We start from the raw sequence: 22,006 nt of genomic DNA on the forward strand, positions 1-22,006 counted from the left end.
CGATTCTGCGGGAGGCTCAGCGGATGGTGACCGGTCGCCCCGCGACCATGAGAACCACCTCGTCGGCGAGGTCGGCGATTCCGGCGTTCAGACGGCCCAGTTCGTCGCGGAACAACCGGCCCGACGCGGTGGCCGGGACAACACCGCTGCCGACCTCGTTGCTGACCGCGATGACCGGGACCGCACAGGTCCGCCAAGCGTCCAGGAGATCGTCGACGTCGGCTCGCACGGTGTCCAGATCGCCCTTCTCCCACGCATTGTGGTGATCGATCCGGGCGGTCAGCCAGGTACCGAGGCAGTCGACGAGGACCGGCTGAGCCGCCGACCGCAGGACACCGGCGACGTCGGTGTCCTCGACCGTCGTCCACGACGCCGGCCGGCGCCGGCGGTGGCTTTCGATGCGCCGCTCCCATTCGGGATCGCCGGTCCGCGGACCGCCCGCAGCGACATAGACGACATCGTCGACGCCGGCCAGCAGGCCTTCGGCGTACCGAGACTTCCCCGACCTCGCTCCGCCGGTGACGAACACCCGACGCCGCACCGGCCCACCCATGTCGAGCACCTCCCCGTCTCGTCCCGGGCGCGCACCCAGATCTCGAAGCCGCTCGCGCAGCATGCCGACCGGCGGATTGTGATGTCCCAGGTGAACTGCCACGACATCGGTGGAGTCGACGACGGCACCGACCTCCCGCAAGCCCTCGACCATCGTCGCGAAACCGGTCAATCCCAGATGACCGTCGGAGAGGTCCTCGCGGTCGCCGAAGGTCTCCTCGAGGAAGACCGCGTCGAATGCGGCGCCCGCGACCGCCCCGAACCACTCGCCCGGCCAGACGCCGGTGTCACTCGCCCAGAGCAACCGCGTGCCGTCGGGGCCGGTGACGTCGTAGAGGACCGCGTCCCCGTCGCGAAAGACCTTGTGGCGTGCGGGAAGCACTCGCACGTCATACTCCCCGACCCGCACCTGATCACCGGCGACGACGGGACTGAACCGCACCGGGTCGCGGGGACCCACCCACGGTCGACAGGCGTCGAGGGCATCAGCCGGACCGATCACCTCCAGATCGCCGGCGCGCTCGACCCATGACCGGAACAACAACGATTGCGGCGCAAGGTGATCGGCATGTGCATGAGTGACCAGGACATGTCGCACCCCGGCGAGCGAACATCCGTGGCGTACCGCCGCGCCGGGCGCGTCGGGCCCGAAGTCGAGCATCAGCACGTCGTCGACGAGTGCCGCGGTCTGGGCACGGAAGTCGCGGAGACGGCGTGCATCGTCACAGGAGACGCAGTGGCAGAACGCATTCGGCCAACCCCCGGCGGCGCCCGTGCCCAGTAGCGTGACCTTCATCGCGATGTTCCCGAATCCCGAACCGGCAGCACGGCCGGGCCGTCACGACGGTCGAGTACCTCCACCTTCGCGGCATAGACGTCCCGCAGGCGTTCGGCGGTGAGCACCTCTGCGGGCGGACCGTCGGCGACGATTCGCCCCCGGTCGAGGAGCACGAGTCGTTGCCCGTACTGAGCCGCGGACGTCAGGTCGTGCATCGCGGCGATGACGGTCAGCTCACTGGCCCGCCGCATGGAGTCGACGAGGTCGAGAACCTGCTGCTGATGGCCGATGTCGAGGGCGCTGGTCGGTTCGTCGAGGAGCAGCACACGCGGTTGCTGGGCCAGCGCCCGCGCGAGCACCACCCGCTGCAGCTCACCACCCGACAGCGCGGACGCGGACCGGTTCGCGAACTCCTGGAGGTCGAGGCGCTCGATGACGTCGTCGACCACCTCACGGTCCGAGCGGGTTTCGCCACTGAACCGGGCGATGTGCGGGGTGCGGCCCAGCCCGATGAGCTCGCGCACCGACGTGCCCTCCGGCACGATCGGCCGCTGCGGCATCAGCGCCACGGCGCGGGCAATCTCGCGGCGACGGGCGCGACCGGGGTCGACGCCCGCGACGTCGATCCGTCCGGTCGAGGCCACCAGACCGGCGAGTGCGTGTAGCAGCGTCGTCTTGCCCGAACCGTTGGGGCCGACCAGGGAAACCCAGGCGCCCGAGCCGATCTCGAGGTCCACGTCGTGGAGGACCTCCACTCCCCCGCGGGATGCGCAGACACCGCGGCAGGTGATCGAGGCGGTCATTCCGGACTCCGACCGCTGCGCCGTAGGACGACGAGGAAGAACGGCGCCCCGATGGCCGCGGTGACCACGCCGATCGGCAGCTCGGACGGCGACATGGCCGTCCGCGCGACCACGTCCGCGAGCACCAGGAACGCCGCGCCCACCAGCAACGACAGCGGCAGCAGTAGTCGATGTCCGGGTCCGACGAGAAGCCGGACCGCATGCGGGATCACGATGCCCACGAAACCGATCAACCCGCTCACCGACACCACGGCCGCGGTTCCCAGGGTCGCCACGCAGACGAGCAGCAGTCGCACCCGTTCGGGTCTGATCCCCAGACTCGACGCCTCGATGTCGCCGACGGCCATGACGTCGAGTGTGCGCCCGAACAGCACGATGACGGCGACACACGCGACGACGTACGGCAGTACGGTGATGACCTCGGACCAGCCGTCGGTGGCCAGGCGACCGAGCATCCAGTTGTAGACCTGACGCAGCGTGTCGTCGTGCTGCTGCATGAGGAAGGTCTGGATGGCGTTCGCGAAGGCCGCGACCGCGACGCCGGCGAGGATGATGACCACCTCGGTGCGTCCACCGCCGACGGTGCGGCCCAGCGCATACGTCGCGGCGACGGCCACGATGCCGCCGACGAACGCCGCGGGCGGCAGGCCGATCGTGCCGGCCGCGCCGCCGAGGACGATCGCGACGGTCGCGCCCAGCCCGGCGCCGCTGGACACGCCGAGGAGATACGGGTCGGCGAGCGGATTGCGGAAGACGCCCTGATAGGCGGCACCGGCGACGGCGAGCATCGCACCGACCAGCGCACCCAGGGCCACGCGCGGCATCCGCACCTCCCAGAGGATCGTCTGCTGACGTCGGGTGAGCCCGGACTCGACGTCGACGAGCGGGAGGCGGTCGAGAAGGTCGAGCAGAACGCCCTTCGGTGTCAGTCCGGCCGGGCCGACGAGGACTGCGAGCAGACATGCGCCCAGCAACACCGCGACGGCCCCGCAGATGACCCCGACCTGACGGCTCACCATCTCAGTTCGAGGGTTGTCCGTCGACGGCGGAGACGATCTGGGCGATGTCCCGGACCAGGTCGACGACGCGCGGACCCCACCGGCTCGCGATGTCCTCGTCGAGGACATGGACCTGACCGTTCACGACGGCACGCAGGTCGCTCCAGCCGGCACGCGCGGCGACCTTCTCCGGTGTGACCGCGCAGCACTGGGAGTCGGCCAGGAAGATGATCTCGGGATCGCTCTCCAGGATGTACTCGGTCGACAGCTGCGGATAGCCGTTCTGCCCGGATGCGATCGACCGCAGGCCGAGAAGCCCGTAGATCTGGCCGAGGTAGGTGTCGTCGGTGACTGTGTAATACGTGTCGTCGAGCTCGTGGAAGTAGGTCAGCGGCACCTCGCGCAGCGGGACGGTCCGGACGATCTGCTCGATTTCGTCGCGCATCGACGCGACGAGCTGATCGGCCTTCTCGGCGTGGCCGGTGGCCTCACCGACCTGCTGGATCTGTGCGTACGTCTCGTCGAGGTTCTTCGCCGCGGGGAGCCGCAGCACCTCGACGCCCACCCGGTCCAGACCGGCGATGATGTCGTTGTTGTCGTCGGTCAGGACGACGAGATCGGGGTCGTGGGCGAGGATCGCCTCGAGGTTCGGGGTGTACCCGGACAGTGTGGTTCGCGGCGCCTCGGCCGGATAGTCGGACTGGTCGTCGACGGCGACCACCTGATCACCCGCACCGACGGCGTACAGCATCTCGGTGGTCGTGGGACTGAGTGACACGATCTTCGACGGCGTCCCCGACCCCGCCGCGTCGTCGTTCCGGCCCCCGTCGGCACCACAGCCGACGACCACCAGCAACATCGTCAGCAGCACGGCGGTCACCGCACCACCACGACGACGGGTTCCGGCAGGGATTCTCACCACGAGCCAATGACCTCCGATGAAAGAACGGGGAGACAGAACACGAGGGGCCCGGCAGTGATTGCCGGACCCCTCGTGGTCTCTGTCTACGCGAGAGCGCCTACTACCGGATCAGGCCTGCGGCGCTTCGGCGAAGTTGCGGCTCACCTGCGGGTCGACCGGGATGCCCGGACCCGTGGTGGTGGAGACGGTGACCTTCTTGATGTAGCGGCCCTTGGCTGCCGACGGCTTCGCACGCATGATCTCGTCGTACGCGGCGCCGTAGTTCTCGGCCAGCTTGGCCGGGTCGAACGAGGCCTTGCCGATGACGAAGTGCAGGTTGGCTGCCTTGTCGACGCGGAAGTTGATCTTGCCGCCCTTGATGTCGTTGACGGCCTTGGTGACGTCGGTGGTCACGGTGCCCGTCTTCGGGTTCGGCATCAGGCCACGCGGTCCGAGGACACGCGCGATGCGGCCGACCTTGGCCATCTGATCCGGGGTGGCGATCGCGGCGTCGAAGTCCAGCCAACCACCCTGGATGCGCTCGATCAGGTCCTCGGCGCCGACCTCGTCGGCACCGGCGGCGGTGGCCTCGGCGGCCTTGTCGCCGGCGGCGAACACGATCACGCGGGCGGTCTTACCCGTGCCGTGCGGCAGGTTGACGGTGCCTCGAACCATCTGGTCTGCCTTACGGGGGTCGACGCCCAGCCGGATCGCGACCTCGACGGTCGCGTCGGTGTTCTTCGACGAGGTTTCCTTGGCCAGCTCCACAGCCTCCAGCGGGCTGTACAGCTTGGACTTGTCGACCTTCTCGGCCGCGGCCGCGTAGGCCTTGCTCTTCTTGCTCATTGCTCTGTTCCTTCTCCGCACTGAAACGGCGGGGTGTGTGGTGCGGGCCGAGCCGGCCCTCCCACGTGATGACTGTGTTGGTCTGACCCTGAGTTCGGGTCTAGCCCTCGACCGTGATGCCCATGGACCGAGCAGTACCGGCGATGATCTTCGCGGCCTGCTCGATGTCGTTGGCGTTCAGGTCCTCGGACTTGGTCTTGGCGATCTCACGGACCTGGTCCATGCTCACCTTGCCGACCTTGTTGGTGTGGGGCTCGCCGGAGCCCTTCTGCAGGCCTGCGGCCTTGAGCAGCAGCTTCGCAGCCGGCGGGGTCTTCAACTTGAAGTCGAAGGAGCGATCTTCGTACACGAAGATCTCCACCGGGATGACGTTGCCGCGCTGCGACTCGGTCGCCGCGTTGTAGGCCTTGCAGAACTCCATGATGTTCACGCCGTGCTGACCGAGCGCCGGACCCACGGGCGGGGCCGGGTTGGCCTGGCCTGCTTGGATCTGGAGCTTGATGATCCCGGCGAGCTTCTTCTTCTTGGGAGGCATCTTCTGTTCCTTGCTTGTTTCCTTGCGAATCCACGCCCGCTGGAGACGTGAAAGTCTTGTGTTTCCCCTGCTCCCCGCTCCCTGAGGTGCGAGCGAGGCTGCTTTCCCCGCTCCCTGAGGTGCGAGCGAGGCTGCTTTCCCCGCTCCCTGAGGTGCGAGCGAAGCGAGCCTCGAAGGGTCAGATCTTCTCGACCTGATTGAACCCGAGCTCGACCGGCGTCTCGCGACCGAAGATCGACACGAGCACCTTGACCTTGCGCTGCTCGGCGTTGACCTCGCTGATCGACGCGGGCAGCGTCGCGAACGGGCCGTCCATGACGGTGACCGATTCGCCGACCTCGAAGTCGACCTCGATGACGTTCGACGCGGCGGCAGCTGCGGCTTCGACGCCCTCGGCGGCGGTGCCACCCTTGGCGGGCTTCTTGGCCTCCACGCGCGGCATGAGGAACTGCAGCACCTCGTTGAGGGAGAGCGGCGACGGCTTGCTGGTCATCCCGACGAAACCGGTGACACCCGGGGTGTTGCGCACGGCGCCCCACGACTCGTCGTTGAGTTCCATGCGAACGAGGATGTAGCCCGGAAGCACCTTGCGGTTGACCTTCTTGGGCTGGCCGTTCTTGATCTCGGTGACCTCTTCGGTCGGGACCTCGACCTGGAAGATGTAGTCGCCGACATCGAGGTTCTGCACGCGGGTCTCGAGGTTGGCCTTGACCTTGTTCTCGTAGCCGGCGTAGCTGTGGATCACGTACCAGTCGCCGGGCGCGCGGCGCAGTTGCTTGCGCAGCTCCTCGACCGGATCGACCTCTTCTTCAGGCGCTTCTTCGGCGGACGCGTCCTCGGAGTCGACGTCGGTCGCGGGAGCCTCGTCGCCCTCGGCGGCCGCCCCGAGCTCGATGTCACCGACCTCGGTGTCACCGGCCTCGTCGACTGCAGCCTCGTCGACCTCGTCGGTCACGGCCGCGTCGACGTCGGTGTCAGCCACGTCGACGGCGTCGGTCGATGCGAGTTCGTTCTCCGGGGTGCTCACTGCAGCCCACGCTCCTTATGGTTCATCTCCGGTCGGCTCCCGCTCGCCCGGCCACCCACCGCGTGGGTCAGCCGAACAACCAGAGGACGCCCTTGGCAAAGGCCAGGTCGAGGCCGGAGATGAACGCGGTCATCATGATGACGAACACGAGCACGACGATCGTGTACGTGATCATCTCGCGCCGCGTCGGCCAGATGACCTTCTTCAGCTCGGCGACGACCTGCGTGAGGAACAACCAGATCCGAACGAACGGATTCCGACTGTCCTCAGCAGACGCCTTTTTCTTCTTCTTGCGTTCCTTGATGGCTACCGCCGACCCCGTGTCGGAGTCGGTGCCTCCGTCGGTTCCGGATACACCGGTCGACGAGCGACGTCCACGAGCCGAGCGCTTGCCGGACGGACGCAGCTCCTTGGCGGCGCCGGTCGACGTCTCGTCGGCCGCTGCACCGCCAGTTGCCTCGTCGCGACCGTCGAGCTCAGCCGCTGCCGAATCGGCCGCAGAACCCTCGGCGGCTTCTTTGGCGCGGGCAGCCCGGTCTCGCTTGCTCAACTTCGCGGTCCTCTCGTCAACGTGTGCCCTTCACCAGGGCAGGGGCGACAGGACTTGAACCTGCAACCTGCGGTTTTGGAGACCGCTGCTCTGCCAATTGAGCTACGCCCCTTTGCGACTTCCCCACCGAGGTGGTTCCGCTGCCATCCGATCGAAACCCGGTCTCGCGACCGGCGCCTGCGTTTCATCGCCGACAAAACCAACGCGCCACCCTATGGGTAGCGCGCAAGCCTGAATCAATCAGACACTTCAGTGTAGATCACCGGGGCTGTGGACCCAAAACGCGCTCCATCTGCTCCCTCGACGACCGTACACGCTGCGGGCCCCGCGACACCCGCCGAGCCCCCGAGACACCACCACCGACATGGCTGACATCGCGCCGCGACCTGCAACGACATCCACCCGGATGCACGAACTCGATCGACGTCGCACCGCCTGAACGATGTCGCATGCGAACGCGGTTCGGTCGGCCCCGTCGGTGTCGAGAGCGTCAGTTGAACTGGACGACCACCGTGGCGCGGCCGAAGATCCGGCGGTCGCCCTGTTTCGCGGTGATCGCGATCGTGCCGCGCCGGGTCTCCGGGTCCAGGGACTTGACCTTGCCGGTGAAGTCGACGGCGGCGCTGTCGTCGGCCGGGACGTACACCGGACTGGTGAAACGCACGTTGTACTCGCAGAAGGCGGCCGGGTCACCGATGAACTCGGAGACGAAGCTCGCACCGAGCCCCATCGTCTGCATGCCGTGGGCGACGACGTCGTCCATCCCGGCCGCGTTGATCACATGGTCGGAGAAGTGGATCGGGTTCGGGTCGCCGGCGACACCGGCGTAGTTGGACAGGTTTCCGCGCGTGAGGAAGTACCGCTTGGGCGTGAGTTCCTGCCCGACGGAGAGAGTGTCGAAGTTCACCGCGGCGTAGGCGCCGGGCGACTGGGTCGGGTCGGGCAGGTCATACCGACCGGCCTTGGGCTCGACGGTGTGCCCGGGATGCCCGATCGCGTCGATCTTCATCATCACGTGGTCGAGCGAGGCCTCGAGCTCGGGATCGACGTCCATGCCGGGACGAGCGGCCAGCGACGTCCAGGTGGTCATGACCGGCTCGTCGTGCTGGTTCCAGATGACGTTCTTGGTGACCATCAGGTCGATCATCTCGGGGCTGCTGACGTGACGGAACGACTCGAGCGAGACGTCGCAGATCAGGCGATCCCCGACCTTCATCGGCTGGTGGTAGACGAGGCGCTGATCGGTCTGCATGATCTGCCACATGTCGTAGCCGGTGATCACGTCCTCGAACAGTTTCCGCTGCGCGATGATGCCGAGGACCGAGACGTATGTGGGCGCGGCGATCAGGGTCTCGTGTCCGAATTCGCGGGCACCCTTCTCACTCCAGTGGGTGGGATGCGCGTCCTGCACGGCCATGGCGTGCTTACGGACCTCTTCGCGGCCGATCTCGTAGTAGTCGTCGACGGTGTAATGGAAGCCGACCAGCGACTGGGTGTGCGCGGCGATCTCCTCGGGGGTGAGCTTGGCGCCACCGTTCCTCGACTCGGCGACCCGCTCCTGGAGGTCTGTTCCACTCGCGTCTGACATTGACTACTACTCCCTTCGCATGACCGATCCGGGGAGGGCCCGGACCGGACTACGTGGGCCGTGTGTCGACGACCCACCCGCGCCGCGCTGCGCGTGTTGTCTCGATTGAGTCTATTTAGTTGTGCGAAGCACCTCGTGACCGGGCGACCCCCCTACCCGGTAACAAGCAAAACGAGCCGCCTCTTCGCAGAGGCAGCCCGTGTGCTGGTTCTTGTACCGGAATCGCCGACAGGCGTTGTCTAGCGCGATTCCTTGTGCGCCTGATGCTTGCCGCAGTTCGGGCAGAACTTCTTGATCTCGAGGCGATCGGGATCGTTGCGGCGGTTCTTCTTGGTGATGTAGTTACGGTGCTTGCACACCTCGCAGGCCAAGGTGATCTTGGGGCGAACATCTGTTGAGGAGGCCACTTGATTGCCTTCTTTCGGGTGGTACGTGGTCGGGTTCGGCAGTTCCCTCAGGGCTGGCGACCCTTGCGCTCGGTTCCGGTCGGACCCGATGTGTAGCGGTGGAGGGACTCGATCCCTCGACCTCACGATTATGAGTCGTGCGCTCTAACCAGCTGAGCTACACCGCCCCGCGGACTTCTCGTCCAGCGAGCCCCCTGACGGAATCGAACCGTCGACCTTTTCCTTACCATGGAAACGCTCTGCCGACTGAGCTAAGGGGGCGTGCCCCGGGCATTTCTGTCCGAGAGCCTTAACGAGGTTACACACTCACGTCCGTGCTAGACAAATCGCTGGTCAGAGACCGTCTGTCGGGCAGTTTTCGTGAACATCGACCACGCCGTGGCAGGTATAGGATTCGAACCTATGTAGCTTGCGCGACGGATTTACAATCCGCTCCCTTTGGCCGCTCGGGCAACCTGCCGTGCTGCTCCCACGGCCGCCGTGACGGTCGTTCGAACAACGCGGTGAAGAATACAACGAACCATACGGCCGCATGCAAACCGGCTGGTCAGGGACGGGTATCTGCGGGCTGTCACCGATCCCGCGGCGGCGATGGCATAACCTGTCGGACATGGCTGATTCATCGTTCGACGTGGTGAGCAAGGTCGACCGCCAGGAAGTCGACAACGCCCTCAACCAGGCTGCCAAGGAACTGTCGCAGCGCTACGACTTCCGCGGTACCAACACCGGTATCGAGTGGTCCGGCGAGGAGACGATCGTGATCACCTCCGACGCCGAAGAGCGCGCGCAGGCCGGTCTCGAGGTGTTCAAGGAGAAGCTGATCCGCCGTGACATCTCGCTGAAGGCGTTCGACGCCGGCGAGGTCGTCGGATCGGGCAAGACCTTCAAGATCAGCGGAAAGCTGGTCCAGGGCATCGACTCCGAGCACGCCAAGAAGATCTCCAAGAAGATCCGTGACGAGGGCCCGAAAGGCGTCAAGGCTCAGATCCAGGGCGACGAGCTGCGCGTCTCGAGCAAGAAGCGCGACGACCTGCAGGCCGTGATCGCGCTGCTCAAGGGCGAGGATTTCGGCATCGCCCTGCAGTTCGTCAACTACCGCTGACCTCGACGACGTCCCCGCCCGCCATCCGTGCCGGGCGGGGATGTCGCCGTTCACCCCGCCGAACCACGACGCCCGGCCGCCGGAGATGTGTGTGCAAGATCGCACCGGATCCGCCGGAAACCCAAACGGACGTTGCGTCGTTTGAATGAACGAGGCGCCTTTCATCCACCGGTCGGCGCGCGACAGACGAGGACCCGCGATGCATTTCAACGGATTGAAGACCGCAGCCCTGTTGGGTGTGATGTCGGCGATCATCGTCGGAATCGGTGCGCTGTTCCAGAGCCCCCTGATCCTCTGGGGCTCGGTTGTCCTCGCCGTGGGCATGAACGCCTACGTGTACTTCAACAGCGCCAAGATGGCGCTGAAGGCGATGCACGCCCAGCCCGTCACCGAGCTGCAGGCGCCCGTCATCTATCGCATCGTGCGTGAGCTGGCGACCTCGGCCCACCAGCCGATGCCTGCGCTCTACATCTCCCCCACCGAGAACCCCAACGCCTTCGCGACGGGCCGCAACCCCAAGAACGCCGCCGTGTGCTGCACGACGGGCATCCTGCAGCTGCTCGACGAGCGCGAGCTGCGTGCGGTGCTCGGTCACGAGCTGTCGCACGTCTACAACCGCGACATCCTGATCAGCTCGATCGCGGGCGCGATGGCCGCCGTCATCAGCGGCCTGGCCAACTTCGCGATGTTCATGGGTGCGTTCGGCGGCCGCGACAACGGGCCCAATCCGCTCGCGATGCTCCTCATCGCCTTCCTGGGACCGATCTCGGCCACCCTGGTGAAGATGGCGGTGTCACGTTCACGCGAGTTCCAGGCCGATGAATCAGGCGCCGAACTGACCGGCGACCCGCTGGCGCTCGCCTCCGCGCTGGCGAAGATCTCCGGCGGCGTCCAGGCCGCCCCGCTGCCGCCACAGCCCGACATCGCCGCGCAGTCGCACATGATGATCGAGAGCCCGTTCCGCGCCGGCGACCGCATGGCACGCATGTTCTCGACACACCCGCCGACCGCCGAACGCATCCGGCGTCTGCAGGAGATGGCCCGCAACGGTCGCTGACCTCCCCGGCCGGCTGAGCGAGCGCAGCGAGGCACCTCCCCGGCCGGCTGAGCAAGCGCAACAAGGCACCTCCCCGGCCGGCTGAGCGAGCGCAGCGAGGCACCTCCCCGGCCGGCTGAGCCGGTACCGAGCGCAGCGAGGCACCTCCCCTGCCGGCTGAGCCGGTACCGAGCGCAGCGAGGCACCGCGTCGAAGCCCCCTACCCGACGCGCTCGACGGTGTAGTCCACCAACGACGACAGCGCCTTGTGTGCCGGCGTCTCCGGCAGCTCCGCGAGCATGGCGTGGGCCTCGTCGGCGAAGCTCTGCAGCTTCGCGCGTGCCGCTGCCATACCGGCCGACGAGGCGAGCAACTCCAGGGCCTCGGCCACCTCGGCGTCGTCCGTGAGTGGCCGCGGGCTGCCGTCGGGGCCGACGAGCTGTTCACGGAGCCGCGCCGACGTGGCGTCCTCGCCGGTGAGCGCGTAGAGGACGGGCAGGGTGTGGACGCCCTCGCGCAGGTCGGTGCCCGGGGTCTTCCCCGACTCGACCGAGACCGAACTGATGTCGATGATGTCGTCGGAGACCTGGAAGGCGACGCCGACGATGTCGCCGATCCGGGACAGCCGCTCGATGTCGTCCGCGGTCGCCCCGGAGGCCATCGCCCCGAAGCGTGCGGCGGCGGCGATCAGCGAACCCGTCTTCTCCCACACCACCTGCAGGTAGTGGTCGATGGGGTCGGCACCGGGTTTGACCCCGACGGTCTCCCGCATCTGGCCGGTGACGAGTTCGGCGAAGGTCTCGGCGATGATGCGCACGGCCTCGGGGCCCAGCGTCGACACCAGTCGGGAGGCGCGGGCGAACAGGAAGTCGCCGGAGAGAATCGCGATGGAGTTCGTCCAGCGCGCGTTGGCGCTCGGAGCGCCGCGGCGCATCGAGGCCTCGTCCATGACGTCGTCGTGGTACAGCGTCGCGAGGTGGATCATCTCGACGACGGTCGCCGACGTGATGACGTCCTGCGAGTCGGGACGCGGCCCGAACTGCGAGGCGAGAATGGCGAACATCGGCCGGAACCGCTTGCCACCGGCCTTGGCCAGGTGGGTCGCCGCCTCCGTCATGACGTCGTCCCCGGACGAGAGCTCGCTCAGCAGCAGGTCCTCGACCTTCTGCAACGAGGAGCGCACCGTTTCGGCGAACTCATCCGATACCAGGTCCAACCCGGCGAATGTGGACTTCACAGCTACGCCGCCCCATCTCGTCTGATCCGGCAAATTCGTGGTGGCGGATGCCCGAGTGTCCTCGTCGCCCCACCTGCCTGCCGAGCCTATCCGGTCGGGGCTACGGACATACTGTTCGGGTGAGCCCTGAGAAGACGACGCCCCAGGACGCTGCCCCCTTCCCCGACCACGCGGACGTGTTGGTGGTCGGCGCGGGACCGGGCGGGTCGGCGGCCGCCGCGCATGCCGCCGCGGCCGGACGCGACGTCGTCCTGGTCGACGCCGCGGTGTTCCCGCGCGACAAGACGTGCGGCGACGGACTCACCCCGCGCGCCGTCGCCGAGCTCGACGCCCTGGGCCTCGGCTCTCTGGTGGCCGACCGGCCGCGCATCGACGGCCTGCTCCTCAACGGGTGGGGCGCGCGCCAGCAGGTCCGCTGGCCCTCGGGACGCTTCCCCGCGTACGGCAGCGCGGTCGCCCGCACCGAGTTCGACGACGCGATCCGTGCCCACGCGGTGCGCACCGGCGTCCGAATGGTGGAGGGCGCCAAGGCAATCGACGTGACGATGAACGGCGACCGGGTCGGCGCGGTGACGTTCTCCGCCGGCGGCGACACCCACACCGTGCGGGTGGGTGACCTCATCGTCGCCGACGGTGTGCGGTCGGGATTGGGCAAAGCCCTTGGCCGCGAATGGCATCGGGACACGGCCTACGGCGTCGCGGCGCGCGCGTACGCGCCATCGGCACGTGCCGACTCCCATTGGATGGGCTCGCATCTGGAGCTGCGCGGCCCCGAGGACGAACTCCTCCCCGGCTACGGATGGGTGTTCCCCCTGGGCGCCGCGGGCGGCGGACTGGTCAACGTCGGAGTGGGCGCGCTCGCGACCTCGAAACGACCGGCGCACATGGCACTTCGCCCGATCCTCGAGCACTACGCCGCCATGGTGCAGGATGAATGGGCACTGGGCGGACCGCCGGTCCGTATCGCCTCGGCCCTGCTGCCGATGGGTGGCGCGGTGACCGGGGTCGCGGGCCGCAACTGGATGCTGATCGGCGACGCCGCCGCCTGCGTCAACCCGCTCAACGGCGAGGGCATCGACTACGCGATGGAGACCGCCCGGCTGGCCGTCGAACTCCTCGGCGCCGACGACTACACCGGCCGCTGGCGCGACATCCTCGTCGGCCACTACGGGTTGGCGTTCTCCGCCGCCCGACGCCTCGCCGGACTCCTGACGATGCCGCAGACAGTGCCCACGCTCGGCCGTCCGGGCATCCGGTCACCGCAGCTGATGTCACTGGTCGTCCGCGTCATGGGCAACCTGATCACCGACGAGGACGCCGACCTCGTCGCCCGCGCCTGGCGGACCGTCGGTCGCATCTCCAGCCGCATCGATCCGCGGCCGCCGTTCGCCTGAACCTCGATGTGCGGCCGGCGGGCGCGGTCCACGCGGGAAAAATTGTGACGTCTCGCCACCCCGACACGCCCAATGAGACATAGAGGCGGTAATGTTCCAACACGTGTGGCCTCGGCCACACATGCGACAATCATGACCAACCGCCGACCCAGGAGATGCACGATGCCCACTGCATCCACTCTCGCCACCCGCGCCAAGCACGCCGTCCAGAACCGGGTGGCACAGCGCTATCACCTGCGTGGCGACATCGATCGGATGGACGCCGAGAGCGACCCAACGGCGATCGCCCGGGCACTCGGCACCCAGGAGTTCCCCTGGGGAATCACCCAGGCGCTGAGCTTCGCCCTGTTCCGCACCTACGCGGTGCCGTCGATCGGCGACCTGCTGTACAAGACGAGCCAGTTCACCGAGTCGACGCAGAAGCGCTACGACGACACGGTCCTCCTGCTCGACGCGCCGATCGAGCACGGCGTCGACAGTCCGCTGGGACGCGCCGGCATCCGGCGCATCAACCAGATGCACGGCATGTACGACATCTCCAACGGCGACTTCCTCTACGTGCTGGCGACGTTCGTGGTGTGCCCGGTGGAGTGGGTCAACGCCTACGAGTGGCGCAAGCTCACCAGCCACGAGGTCCGGGGACTCACGAACTACTATCGCCGGCTCGGTCAGCTGATGGGCATCAAGGACATCCCGGAGACCTACGAGGGCTTCAAGCAGTTCTACGAGGACTACGAGACGGCCAACTTCGCCTTCAGTCCCGACGCCCTGGCCGTTGCGGACTCGACCCTCGACCTGCTCGGCACCTTCATGCCCTACAAGCTGCTCCCCCGCGCGGTCGTACGCCGGATGTCGTTCGCGCTCATGGACGATCGCCTGCTCAACGCGTTCAAGTACCCGAAGCCGACCGTCGTCGAACGTATCCTGGTGCGTGGTGGACTGAAGGCCCGCGGTCTCGCGATCCGGCTGTTCTTCCCGCCGCGGACCGAGCCGCTGTTCGGCCGTCAGACCAAGCAGATCCGCAGCTACCCCAACGGTTATCGCCTCGAGGAACTCGGCACCTTCGGGGCCGGTTGCCCCGTCCCCGGCGCGTCGAATCCCGAGAAGGCTTCCGGCGCAGCACAGTCCGCGCCTACCGGCTGCCCGGTCCCGCACGACCTGATCGCCGAGGACGCACCGCAGGCGACCGGTTCCTGACCCCCCTAGCCGCCTGAGGTGCGAGGAGCGCAAGCGACGAGCCTCGAAGGCCTGGTGAGATGACGTCGCCGACCCTTCGAGGCTCGCTGCGCTCGCACCTCAGGGAGCGGAGGCGGCGGACGCTTGCACCTCAGGGAGCCGAAACGAAGTCGCGCGCGACTTCAGTCGGGAAGCGCGACGTCAGCTGTTGTCGCGGAACCGGATTGATGTCGCACGCGACACCGATCCGGATCAGGCTCGCGCGGAGTGGATCGCCGCGATCCCGCCGGTCATGTTCTCCCAGCGCACCTGGTCGAAGCCGGCGTCGCGGATCAGGTCGCCCAGCGCGAACTGGTCGGGCCAGGCCCGGATCGATTCGGCCAGGTAGACATACGCGGCCGGGCTGCTCGACACCTTCGTCGCCACCGCCGGCAGCGCCTTCATCAGGTACTCCATGTACACGGTGCGGAACGGCTTGAACGTCGGCGTGGAGAACTCGCAGACCACCAGTCGCCCACCGGGTTTGAGCACACGACGCAGCTCGGCGAGCGCAGTCGGGACATCGTTGACGTTGCGCAGCCCGAAGGAGATGGTGGCCGCGTCGAAGGAGTCGTCGGCGAACGGGAGCGAGAGCGCGTCGGCCGCGACCTTGGGCACGTCGCGGTGGGCGCCGGCCTTGAGCATGCCGAGTGAGAAGTCGGCGGCCACACAGTGGGCGCCCGACGACGCCAGTTCGACCGTCGACACCGCGGTCCCGGCCGCGAGGTCGAGCACGATGTCACCCGGACGCAGGTCGAGCGCCTTGCGGGTCTTCTTGCGCCACCCGCGATCCTGCCCGAAGGACAGCACCGTGTTGGTGATGTCGTAGCGTCGGGCGACGCCGTCGAACATGGCCGCGACCTCGGCCGGATCCTTCTCCAGACTTGCTCGCTGAGGTGGGTTCGCGCCCGTCGATGCCATGCCGCTCACGCTACCGCGCGCCGGCGCCACGACGAGCGTGAGGTACGCCGCACGCCGCCACCGCGGCCGGTGTCCCGGTGATCAGGCGGGCCGGTCGAACTCGGCCGCGACGCCCACGCCGGTCACCGAGCGGTAGTGCTCGACGAGTTCGGCACACACCGCCGGCCACGTCCGGGACCGCACCGCCTGCACGGCCGCACGGCCGAATGCGGCACGCACCGCGTCGTCGTGCAGGGAGTCGACGATTGCCGGCAGGGCGGCCTCGAATCGCGCGACCTCGAGCAGGTACCCGGTGCGGAACGGCGTCACCAGATCGCACGGTCCGCCGGCAGCGGGGGCGATGACCGGCAGGCCGCTGGCCATCGCCTCCTGGATCGTCTGACAGAACGTCTCGTGTTCGCCCGCGTGCACGAAGACGTCGAACGAGGCGTACGCCCGGGCCAGCGCGTCGCCGCGGAGCTCGCCGGTGAACACCGCATCCGGCATCAAGCGTTCGAGGCGAGCGCGTTCGGGACCGTCGCCGACGATCACCAACCGCACCCGCGGGTCCCCGGACAGCCCGGCCAACCGTTCGACATGCTTCTCCGGCGCCAGCCGACCCACGAATCCGCACACCAGCGCGTGGTCGCGGTCCTGCCGCCACTGCGCGCGCAGAGCCTCGTCCCGACGGTCCGGCGCGAACAGGTCGAGGTCGACGCCGCGCCCCCACTTCCGGAGCCGCGGCACGCCGCGCACGGCGAGGGCGGTCATCGTCTCGCTCGACGGCGCCAGCGTCAGATCGCACATCTCGTGCAACAGGCGGGTGTATCGCCAGGCCGCCTTCTCCACCGCACCCAGCCGGTACGACGCCGCGAACCCGGCCACATCGGTCTGGAAGACCGCGACCACCGGCACGCCCAGCGCGCGCGCGGCGACCGCGCCCGCCGCGCCCACCACGAACGGGGAGGCCAGGTGCACGACGTCGGGCCCGAAGTCGCGCAGCACCCGGTACAGCAGCGGCATCGGAACCCCGACCGGCAGCGACGTCACCCGCGGAACCCGCACCGACGGCACCAGGTGCACCGCGGTCCGCCGCCCCACGATCCGCGGCGCAGAAGAACATCTCCGCGGTGTGTCCGGGGCGATGACGACCACCTCGTGGCCGGTGGATTCCAGATGCTCGACGACCCGCAGGACGGAGTTGACCACCCCGTTCATCTGCGGGAGGAAGCTCTCGGCGACGATCGCGACGCGCATGCCCCGACCCTGACCCGTCGACCTGACGGGCAGTGACGCAGTGCGTGACACGTCCCGCAACACCCGGTGAACACCCGACGACCCGAATCCCGGGCGTGATGCACAGTGGACGTGTGCCCGACACCGACCTACTCCTGCTGAGCCGATGGCTGACCCCGGTGCACGACTTCCTCGTGCCGCGCGTCGGCACCGGTGCGCGCATCGGCTTCATCCCGACCGCGTCGTCGATCTATCCCGACCAGGCCTGGCTCGACCTCGACCGCGGTTCCCTGCGCGAGCAGGGATTCGAGGTCGTCGACATCGATCCGGAACTCATCCCGGCGGCCACGTTCACCCGCGCGCTCGGCGAGGTCGACGCGGTGTTCGTCGCGGGCGGCAATGTCTTCCATCTCCTGGGTGCTCTCCGCCACGCCGGGGCCGACCGTCCTCTCGTCGCAGCGGTCCGGCTCGGTCTGCCCTACATCGGGGTCAGTGCCGGCGCGGCCGTCACCGGTCCCGACATCGCGCCGCTCGCGCTACTCGACAACCCGGCCGAGGCGGCGCCCCTGGCCTCGACCACCGGCCTGGAACTGATCGACGTCACGGTCGTACCGCATGCGGAGGGAACCGTCGGAGGGCGCGGACCGATCGACCGGACGCGTCAGGAGTTCGCCGACCATCCGCTGCACTTCCTGCGCGACGACGAGGCACTCGTGGTCTCCGGAGGAACCACCACGGTCATCGCGGGCTGAGGGACTCCGCGTCGGTCGCGCCCGGACCGGGGTCCTCGACAACGTCGACAACCGGGTCCTCGGCGGCAGCCGCCGAGTCCGCGTTCTCGCCGACCAGGTCGGCATCGGCCGAATCGTCACTGCCCGAATCGGCACCGGCCGAATCGTCACCGCCGGACTTCTCCGCATTCCGGCGAGCCAGGCGTCGGCTGAACTCCGCAACCCCGACCATCAGCAGGCCGACGACCAGCCACCCGACGACGGCCACCGACAGCCCCGGGATGATCGAGAGCATCGCGGTACGCCCGGTCGGTCGCGCGAGATCCGGGTTGTACGCGGCATATTCGACGCTGATGCGCTGCCCCTCGCTGAGCTCGGTGGGATACAGCAGACCGAAGCGCGGGCTGTGGAACGAGCCGTCGGGGGTTTGGAAGTCGACCGCGGCGTGCAGTGCGTCCACCGAGACCACCTCGGCCATCACGGTGGCCTTGCTGGCCTCGATCGCCGAGTCGTTCTTGAAACAGCCGGCGATCAGCGACAGCGCCATCGCGGTGATGGTCAGACCGACGACGAGCAGCCCGAGCTGCACGCGCCGCTGGATCACCGGATTCATGCCGTTCAGGGTAACCGGCGGCGTCGGCCGCGACGGGACCGCCGTCGCGGGGACTACCGCAGCCGGGCGGCGATCGCCGCGTGCACCGACCGCAGCCGATCGCGATCGGTGGCGACCTCGATCACCTCTATTCCGCCGGCCGCCGGTTCCTCGGCCAGTACGGCGCGTAATTCGTCGACGCCGACCCGCCGGTGTGGGATGCGGAATCCCGCGCACATCGACGCGATGTCCGTGTGATGCGGGGTTCCGAAGACACGCTCGTAGGCGCCGGCGTACTGCCCGGTGTTGTAGCGCGGGTCGCCCTGCTCGAGCAGACCGAAGATCCCACCGCCGTCGTCGTTCGCGACGACGATCCGCAGCGAGTCGGGCCGCGGCTCCCCCGGCCCGATGACCAGGCCGGTGGCGTCGTGGACGAAGGTGAGGTCACCCATGAGGGCGATGGTCCGGGCCCCGGGACGTTCGTGGTCGAGGGCCAGCGCGGCGCCGATGGCCGTCGAGTTGGTCCCGTCGATGCCGGCGACGCCACGGTTGGACAGGACGCGCACGCGCTCGGCGACCCGCCCGGCCAGCGCGATGTCGCGGATCGGATTCGACGCGCCGACGACGAGTTGGTCGCCCGGCGCCATCGCGTCGCTGACGGCACGGGCGACGTGGAGGCCGGTCGTCGGACCCGGTTCGTCGAGTTCCGCGGCGACCGCCCCGACCACCCGCTCCTGCACCGCGGCACATTCCTTGAGCCAGTCCTCACGGGGTTCACCGGCCACCTCGATGCGGGTACCGGTCGCATAGACGTTGCCCGACACGTCGGGCCATCGCGGGCCGGTGGTCAGCGCGTAGACCCGGACCTCGGGGTCGGCGAGCAGCCGGGAGACCCCGCGATGAAGGGTCGGACGACCGCAGATGATCGCCTGGCGGGGACGCACCGAGTCGAGGGCGAGGGGATGCAGCGGGGTCGCCGGATGCGGGGCGGTCGGTTCGGCGACCGTCGGCACACCGGCGAGCGCGGGATGTTCACCGGAACCGTGACCGGACACCACCACGGTGTCCAGCGACAGGTCGATGGACAGCGGGACGTCGAGCTTGCCGACCGGCGCCTGCGTCCAGGGCAGTCCGCCGGGTCGTCCGGCGAACGAGCCCAGGTCATCGTCACCGACCTCGTCCGGATCGGGCACGAGGGGCTCACGCAGCGGGATGTCGAACTGGACCGGTCCGGCGTTTCCGGTACGTGCACCGCGCGCGGCGGCGAGCACGCGTCCGACGGCCGACCGCCACTGGCTGTTGGTGTCCAGGTCCTGCTCGGCGAGGCCGAGGCTGATCGCGGCACGCACCTGGGTGCCGAAGATGCCGAACTGCTCGACGGTCTGGTTGGCGCCGGATCCGAGCAGCTCATAGGGCCGATTGGCGCTGATCACCACGAGTGGCACGCGGGCGTAGTTGGCCTCGAAGACCGCCGGCCCCATGTTCGCCACGGCGGTGCCGCTCGTCATGACGATCGGCACCGGCTCCTTCGACGACACCGCCAGTCCCAGTGCCAGGTAACCCGCCGATCGTTCGTCGATGCGGACGTGCAGCCGCAGTCGGCCCGCGACGTCGGCGGCGTGCAGCGCGAAGGCCAGCGGCGCGTTCCGGGACCCCGGGCACAGCACGGCTTCCCGCACGCCACCCCGGATCAACTCGTCGACGATGACCCGCGCCTGCAGCGTCGATGGATTCGGACCCGGTCGATTCATTCCTCAAGCCTAGGGACTCGAACTCCGGGCGATGCGCCGGGAGCGGCGTTACGCTGGTCGCGTGGGATTCTATGACGACCGCGTCGTCCCGCATCTGGTCCACCTGGCATGCGGGATGTCCGCCCTGACACCACTGCGGCAACGCGCCTGCGCCCCGCTGAGCGGGCGGACGCTCGAAGTCGGCTTCGGCTCTGGTCTCAATGTCGGGCTCTATCCCGACACGATCACCGAGGTCGCTGCGGTCGAGCCCTCCGATGTCGGCTGGCGGATGGCCGCCGACCGGGTCGCGGAGTCGTCCGTGCCCATCGAGCGCTCCGGGCTCGACGGCCAGAAGCTGCCGTTCGACGACGACTCCTTCGACGCCGCGTTGTCGACGTTCACGCTGTGCACGATCCCCGACCTGCGCGCAGCCCTCACCGAGATCCGCCGCGTCCTGCGTCCGGGCGGCACCCTCGGCTTCCTCGAACACGGTCTGGCGCCCGACGAGAAGGTGCGCCGCTGGCAGCACCGCCTCGAGCCGATGCAGAAGCGCCTCGTCGGCGGCTGTCACCTGACCCGTGACGTACGGGCCGAACTGACGGCGGCGGGCTTCACACTCGGCAGCGTCGACTCCTTCTATCAACCGGGAGTCCCGAAACCGCATGGGGCCCTGAGCCTGGGCACCGCAGTACCTGCCTGACCCCGCTCCGCCCGCCTCGACCTCGCGCGGCACCGCCGGGGTGCTGCCCTACTGTGGTTCCAATGCGTCGCTGGACACTGCTGGCCGTTCTGACCGCGGCCGCGACGCTGATCCTCGACATCTTCGACGTCGACGCGGCGGCCCTGTTCGCCGGTCTCGTCGTCGCCGGCCTGCTGGCCATCGCCGGGCGGGCGCCGCGACGCCGCAACTCCACGGACGATCCCGACGCCCCGATCGTGCCACGCTGGGCGTTCGTGTCGTCGCAGGGTGTGCTCGGCGTCTACATCGGCACGGTGGCCGATCCGGAGACGGTGAGCGGACTCGGCTCGTCGTGGTTCCCGGTGCTGGTGATCGGCATCGCGACCCTGGCCATCTCGATCGTCTGCGGCGCTCTGCTCGGAATGCATCGCGACGTCGACCCGCTCACCGGTTCGCTCGCGCTCGTGGCGGGCGGCGCCTCCGGGCTGGTCGCCCTCACCCGCGAGTTCGGCGGCGACGAACGGATGGTCGCGGTCATCCAGTACCTACGGGTCGCGCTGGTCACCGTCACCATCCCGCTCGTCGCGTCCCTCGTCTTCGGAGCAGGCGAAGGCACCGTGGAGATCCTCCCGGCGTCGTGGACCGATCAGGCGTGGGGTCTGTTGCTGCTCGGGGTGTGCCTGGGAGTCGGCATCCCCGTCGGACGACTGCTGCACCTCCCGGCCGCCGGGCTGCTCGGTCCGCTCGCGTTCTCGGCGGCCGCCGAGCTCACCGGCATCGCCGGCGACGCCGCGGTCTCTCCGATCCTGCTCACCGTGGCCTACGCGCTGATCGGCTGGCAGGCGGGACTCGGCTTCACCATGGAGCGTCTTCGAGAGATCGGACGGGTCCTGCCCTATGCGCTCGTCCTCATCCTGGCCATCGGTGTCGGTTGCGCCCTGCTCGGCGTTGCACTGTCGGCATGGACCGGCGAGTCCATGTTCGACTGCTATCTCGCGACCACCCCCGGCGGCATCTACGCCGTCCTGGCAGCGGCCACCGGCGCGGGCGGCAACGTGGCCTTCGTCGTCGCGGCCCAGATCCTGCGGGTGCTCCTCATGCTCTTCGTGGCGCCGTTCGCGGCACGGGCCGCGTCCCGGCGCGGAGGCGGAAGAAGGATCTGACTCCCC

At 68.5% G+C, this 22,006-nt stretch carries 22 protein-coding genes and 4 tRNA genes; 7 read left to right on the forward strand and 19 right to left on the reverse strand.

From position 1 onward, the window contains the following. Nucleotides 1–16: 16 nt before the first annotated feature. The 14 genes from NWF34_RS18385 to NWF34_RS18450 all read right to left on the reverse strand — a co-directional run bounded on the left by NWF34_RS18385 (nucleotide 17) and on the right by NWF34_RS18450 (nucleotide 9,445). Nucleotides 17–1,348, reverse strand: coding sequence for a bifunctional adenosylcobinamide kinase/adenosylcobinamide-phosphate guanylyltransferase (locus NWF34_RS18385; RefSeq protein WP_258325723.1), 1,332 nt, complete (start codon nucleotides 1,346–1,348; stop codon nucleotides 17–19). After that, nucleotides 1,345–2,133 carry an ABC transporter ATP-binding protein gene (locus tag NWF34_RS18390; protein WP_258325724.1) on the reverse strand — a complete coding sequence of 263 codons (789 nt, stop codon included), beginning with the start codon at nucleotides 2,131–2,133 and terminating at the stop codon, nucleotides 1,345–1,347. Before NWF34_RS18390 ends, NWF34_RS18385 begins: the two co-directional genes overlap by 4 nt. Continuing rightward, nucleotides 2,130–3,152: an iron ABC transporter permease gene (locus NWF34_RS18395; RefSeq protein ID WP_258325725.1), complete on the reverse strand. Its 1,023-nt coding sequence runs from the start codon at nucleotides 3,150–3,152 to the stop codon at nucleotides 2,130–2,132. Before NWF34_RS18395 ends, NWF34_RS18390 begins: the two co-directional genes overlap by 4 nt. Nucleotide 3,153: 1 nt before the next feature. Further along, nucleotides 3,154–4,053: an ABC transporter substrate-binding protein gene (locus NWF34_RS18400; protein ID WP_258325726.1), complete on the reverse strand. Its 900-nt coding sequence runs from the start codon at nucleotides 4,051–4,053 to the stop codon at nucleotides 3,154–3,156. Nucleotides 4,054–4,161: 108 nt separating this feature from the next. Further along, nucleotides 4,162–4,878 (reverse strand): 50S ribosomal protein L1, encoded by a 717-nt coding sequence (rplA, locus tag NWF34_RS18405; RefSeq protein WP_006358216.1) that lies wholly within the window; start codon nucleotides 4,876–4,878, stop codon nucleotides 4,162–4,164. A 100-nt stretch (nucleotides 4,879–4,978) separates the two neighbouring features. Then, nucleotides 4,979–5,413, reverse strand: a complete 435-nt coding sequence (gene rplK, locus NWF34_RS18410; protein WP_258325727.1) for a 50S ribosomal protein L11 — start codon at nucleotides 5,411–5,413, stop codon at nucleotides 4,979–4,981. Between the two features lie 178 nt (nucleotides 5,414–5,591). Next, nucleotides 5,592–6,440 carry a transcription termination/antitermination protein NusG gene (nusG, locus tag NWF34_RS18415; protein ID WP_258325728.1) on the reverse strand — a complete coding sequence of 283 codons (849 nt, stop codon included), beginning with the start codon at nucleotides 6,438–6,440 and terminating at the stop codon, nucleotides 5,592–5,594. Nucleotides 6,441–6,507: 67 nt separating this feature from the next. Beyond that, a complete protein-coding gene (secE, locus tag NWF34_RS18420; protein WP_258325729.1) occupies nucleotides 6,508–6,990 on the reverse strand; it encodes a preprotein translocase subunit SecE in 483 nt (160 codons plus the stop codon). 39 nt (nucleotides 6,991–7,029) lie between these two features. Beyond that, nucleotides 7,030–7,102, reverse strand: a tRNA-Trp gene (locus tag NWF34_RS18425). Between the two features lie 378 nt (nucleotides 7,103–7,480). Next, complete coding sequence (locus NWF34_RS18430) at nucleotides 7,481–8,578, reverse strand: fused (3R)-hydroxyacyl-ACP dehydratase subunits HadA/HadB (protein WP_258325730.1); 1,098 nt, start codon at nucleotides 8,576–8,578, stop codon at nucleotides 7,481–7,483. A gap of 239 nt (nucleotides 8,579–8,817) precedes the next feature. Further along, entirely contained in the window at nucleotides 8,818–8,985 is a 168-nt protein-coding gene (gene rpmG, locus NWF34_RS18435) for a 50S ribosomal protein L33 (protein ID WP_003929651.1), read from the reverse strand. Nucleotides 8,986–9,078: 93 nt separating this feature from the next. After that, a tRNA-Met gene (locus NWF34_RS18440) sits at nucleotides 9,079–9,152 on the reverse strand. A gap of 21 nt (nucleotides 9,153–9,173) precedes the next feature. Then, nucleotides 9,174–9,246: transfer RNA gene (locus tag NWF34_RS18445), tRNA-Thr, on the reverse strand. A 118-nt stretch (nucleotides 9,247–9,364) separates the two neighbouring features. Beyond that, a tRNA-Tyr gene (locus NWF34_RS18450) sits at nucleotides 9,365–9,445 on the reverse strand. A 150-nt stretch (nucleotides 9,446–9,595) separates the two neighbouring features. Here NWF34_RS18450 and NWF34_RS18455 point away from each other — a divergent pair. Both NWF34_RS18455 and htpX read left to right on the forward strand, forming a co-directional pair. After that, nucleotides 9,596–10,087, forward strand: a complete 492-nt coding sequence (locus tag NWF34_RS18455; protein WP_006435294.1) for a YajQ family cyclic di-GMP-binding protein — start codon at nucleotides 9,596–9,598, stop codon at nucleotides 10,085–10,087. Between the two features lie 199 nt (nucleotides 10,088–10,286). Then, nucleotides 10,287–11,144, forward strand: coding sequence for a zinc metalloprotease HtpX (htpX, locus tag NWF34_RS18460; protein ID WP_258325731.1), 858 nt, complete (start codon nucleotides 10,287–10,289; stop codon nucleotides 11,142–11,144). Nucleotides 11,145–11,343: 199 nt separating this feature from the next. On the opposite strand, the gene NWF34_RS18465 is transcribed toward htpX, so the two are convergent. Further along, a complete protein-coding gene (locus NWF34_RS18465; protein WP_258325732.1) occupies nucleotides 11,344–12,360 on the reverse strand; it encodes a polyprenyl synthetase family protein in 1,017 nt (338 codons plus the stop codon). Between the two features lie 119 nt (nucleotides 12,361–12,479). Between NWF34_RS18465 and NWF34_RS18470 the strand changes: the two genes are divergently transcribed. Continuing rightward, nucleotides 12,480–13,754, forward strand: a complete 1,275-nt coding sequence (locus tag NWF34_RS18470) for a geranylgeranyl reductase family protein (RefSeq protein WP_258325733.1) — start codon at nucleotides 12,480–12,482, stop codon at nucleotides 13,752–13,754. A 162-nt stretch (nucleotides 13,755–13,916) separates the two neighbouring features. Beyond that, entirely contained in the window at nucleotides 13,917–14,951 is a 1,035-nt protein-coding gene (locus tag NWF34_RS18475) for an oxygenase MpaB family protein (RefSeq protein ID WP_258325734.1), read from the forward strand. A 231-nt stretch (nucleotides 14,952–15,182) separates the two neighbouring features. On the opposite strand, the gene NWF34_RS18480 is transcribed toward NWF34_RS18475, so the two are convergent. After that, nucleotides 15,183–15,890 (reverse strand): demethylmenaquinone methyltransferase, encoded by a 708-nt coding sequence (locus NWF34_RS18480; RefSeq protein WP_258325735.1) that lies wholly within the window; start codon nucleotides 15,888–15,890, stop codon nucleotides 15,183–15,185. Nucleotides 15,891–15,971: 81 nt separating this feature from the next. After that, nucleotides 15,972–17,126 (reverse strand): glycosyltransferase family 1 protein, encoded by a 1,155-nt coding sequence (locus NWF34_RS18485; protein WP_258325736.1) that lies wholly within the window; start codon nucleotides 17,124–17,126, stop codon nucleotides 15,972–15,974. Between the two features lie 113 nt (nucleotides 17,127–17,239). Here NWF34_RS18485 and NWF34_RS18490 point away from each other — a divergent pair, with 113 nt between their 5' ends. Then, entirely contained in the window at nucleotides 17,240–17,857 is a 618-nt protein-coding gene (locus NWF34_RS18490; RefSeq protein WP_006435284.1) for a Type 1 glutamine amidotransferase-like domain-containing protein, read from the forward strand. Here the strand turns inward: NWF34_RS18490 and NWF34_RS18495 are convergent. Both NWF34_RS18495 and menD read right to left on the reverse strand, forming a co-directional pair. After that, nucleotides 17,844–18,449, reverse strand: a complete 606-nt coding sequence (locus tag NWF34_RS18495) for a hypothetical protein (RefSeq protein ID WP_006435283.1) — start codon at nucleotides 18,447–18,449, stop codon at nucleotides 17,844–17,846. The genes NWF34_RS18490 and NWF34_RS18495 overlap by 14 nt on opposite strands. Nucleotides 18,450–18,502: 53 nt before the next feature. Beyond that, nucleotides 18,503–20,179, reverse strand: coding sequence for a 2-succinyl-5-enolpyruvyl-6-hydroxy-3-cyclohexene-1-carboxylic-acid synthase (gene menD, locus NWF34_RS18500; RefSeq protein WP_258325737.1), 1,677 nt, complete (start codon nucleotides 20,177–20,179; stop codon nucleotides 18,503–18,505). A gap of 61 nt (nucleotides 20,180–20,240) precedes the next feature. Between menD and NWF34_RS18505 the strand changes: the two genes are divergently transcribed. Together NWF34_RS18505 and NWF34_RS18510 are read left to right on the forward strand one after the other, a co-directional pair. Beyond that, nucleotides 20,241–20,858 (forward strand): class I SAM-dependent methyltransferase, encoded by a 618-nt coding sequence (locus NWF34_RS18505; protein WP_258325738.1) that lies wholly within the window; start codon nucleotides 20,241–20,243, stop codon nucleotides 20,856–20,858. 62 nt (nucleotides 20,859–20,920) lie between these two features. Beyond that, nucleotides 20,921–22,000: an AbrB family transcriptional regulator gene (locus NWF34_RS18510; protein ID WP_258325739.1), complete on the forward strand. Its 1,080-nt coding sequence runs from the start codon at nucleotides 20,921–20,923 to the stop codon at nucleotides 21,998–22,000. The last annotated feature ends 6 nt before the right edge of the window (nucleotides 22,001–22,006 follow it).

This window comes from Gordonia sp. GONU, from assembly GCF_024733855.1.
GTDB lineage: Bacteria > Actinomycetota > Actinomycetes > Mycobacteriales > Mycobacteriaceae > Gordonia > Gordonia amicalis.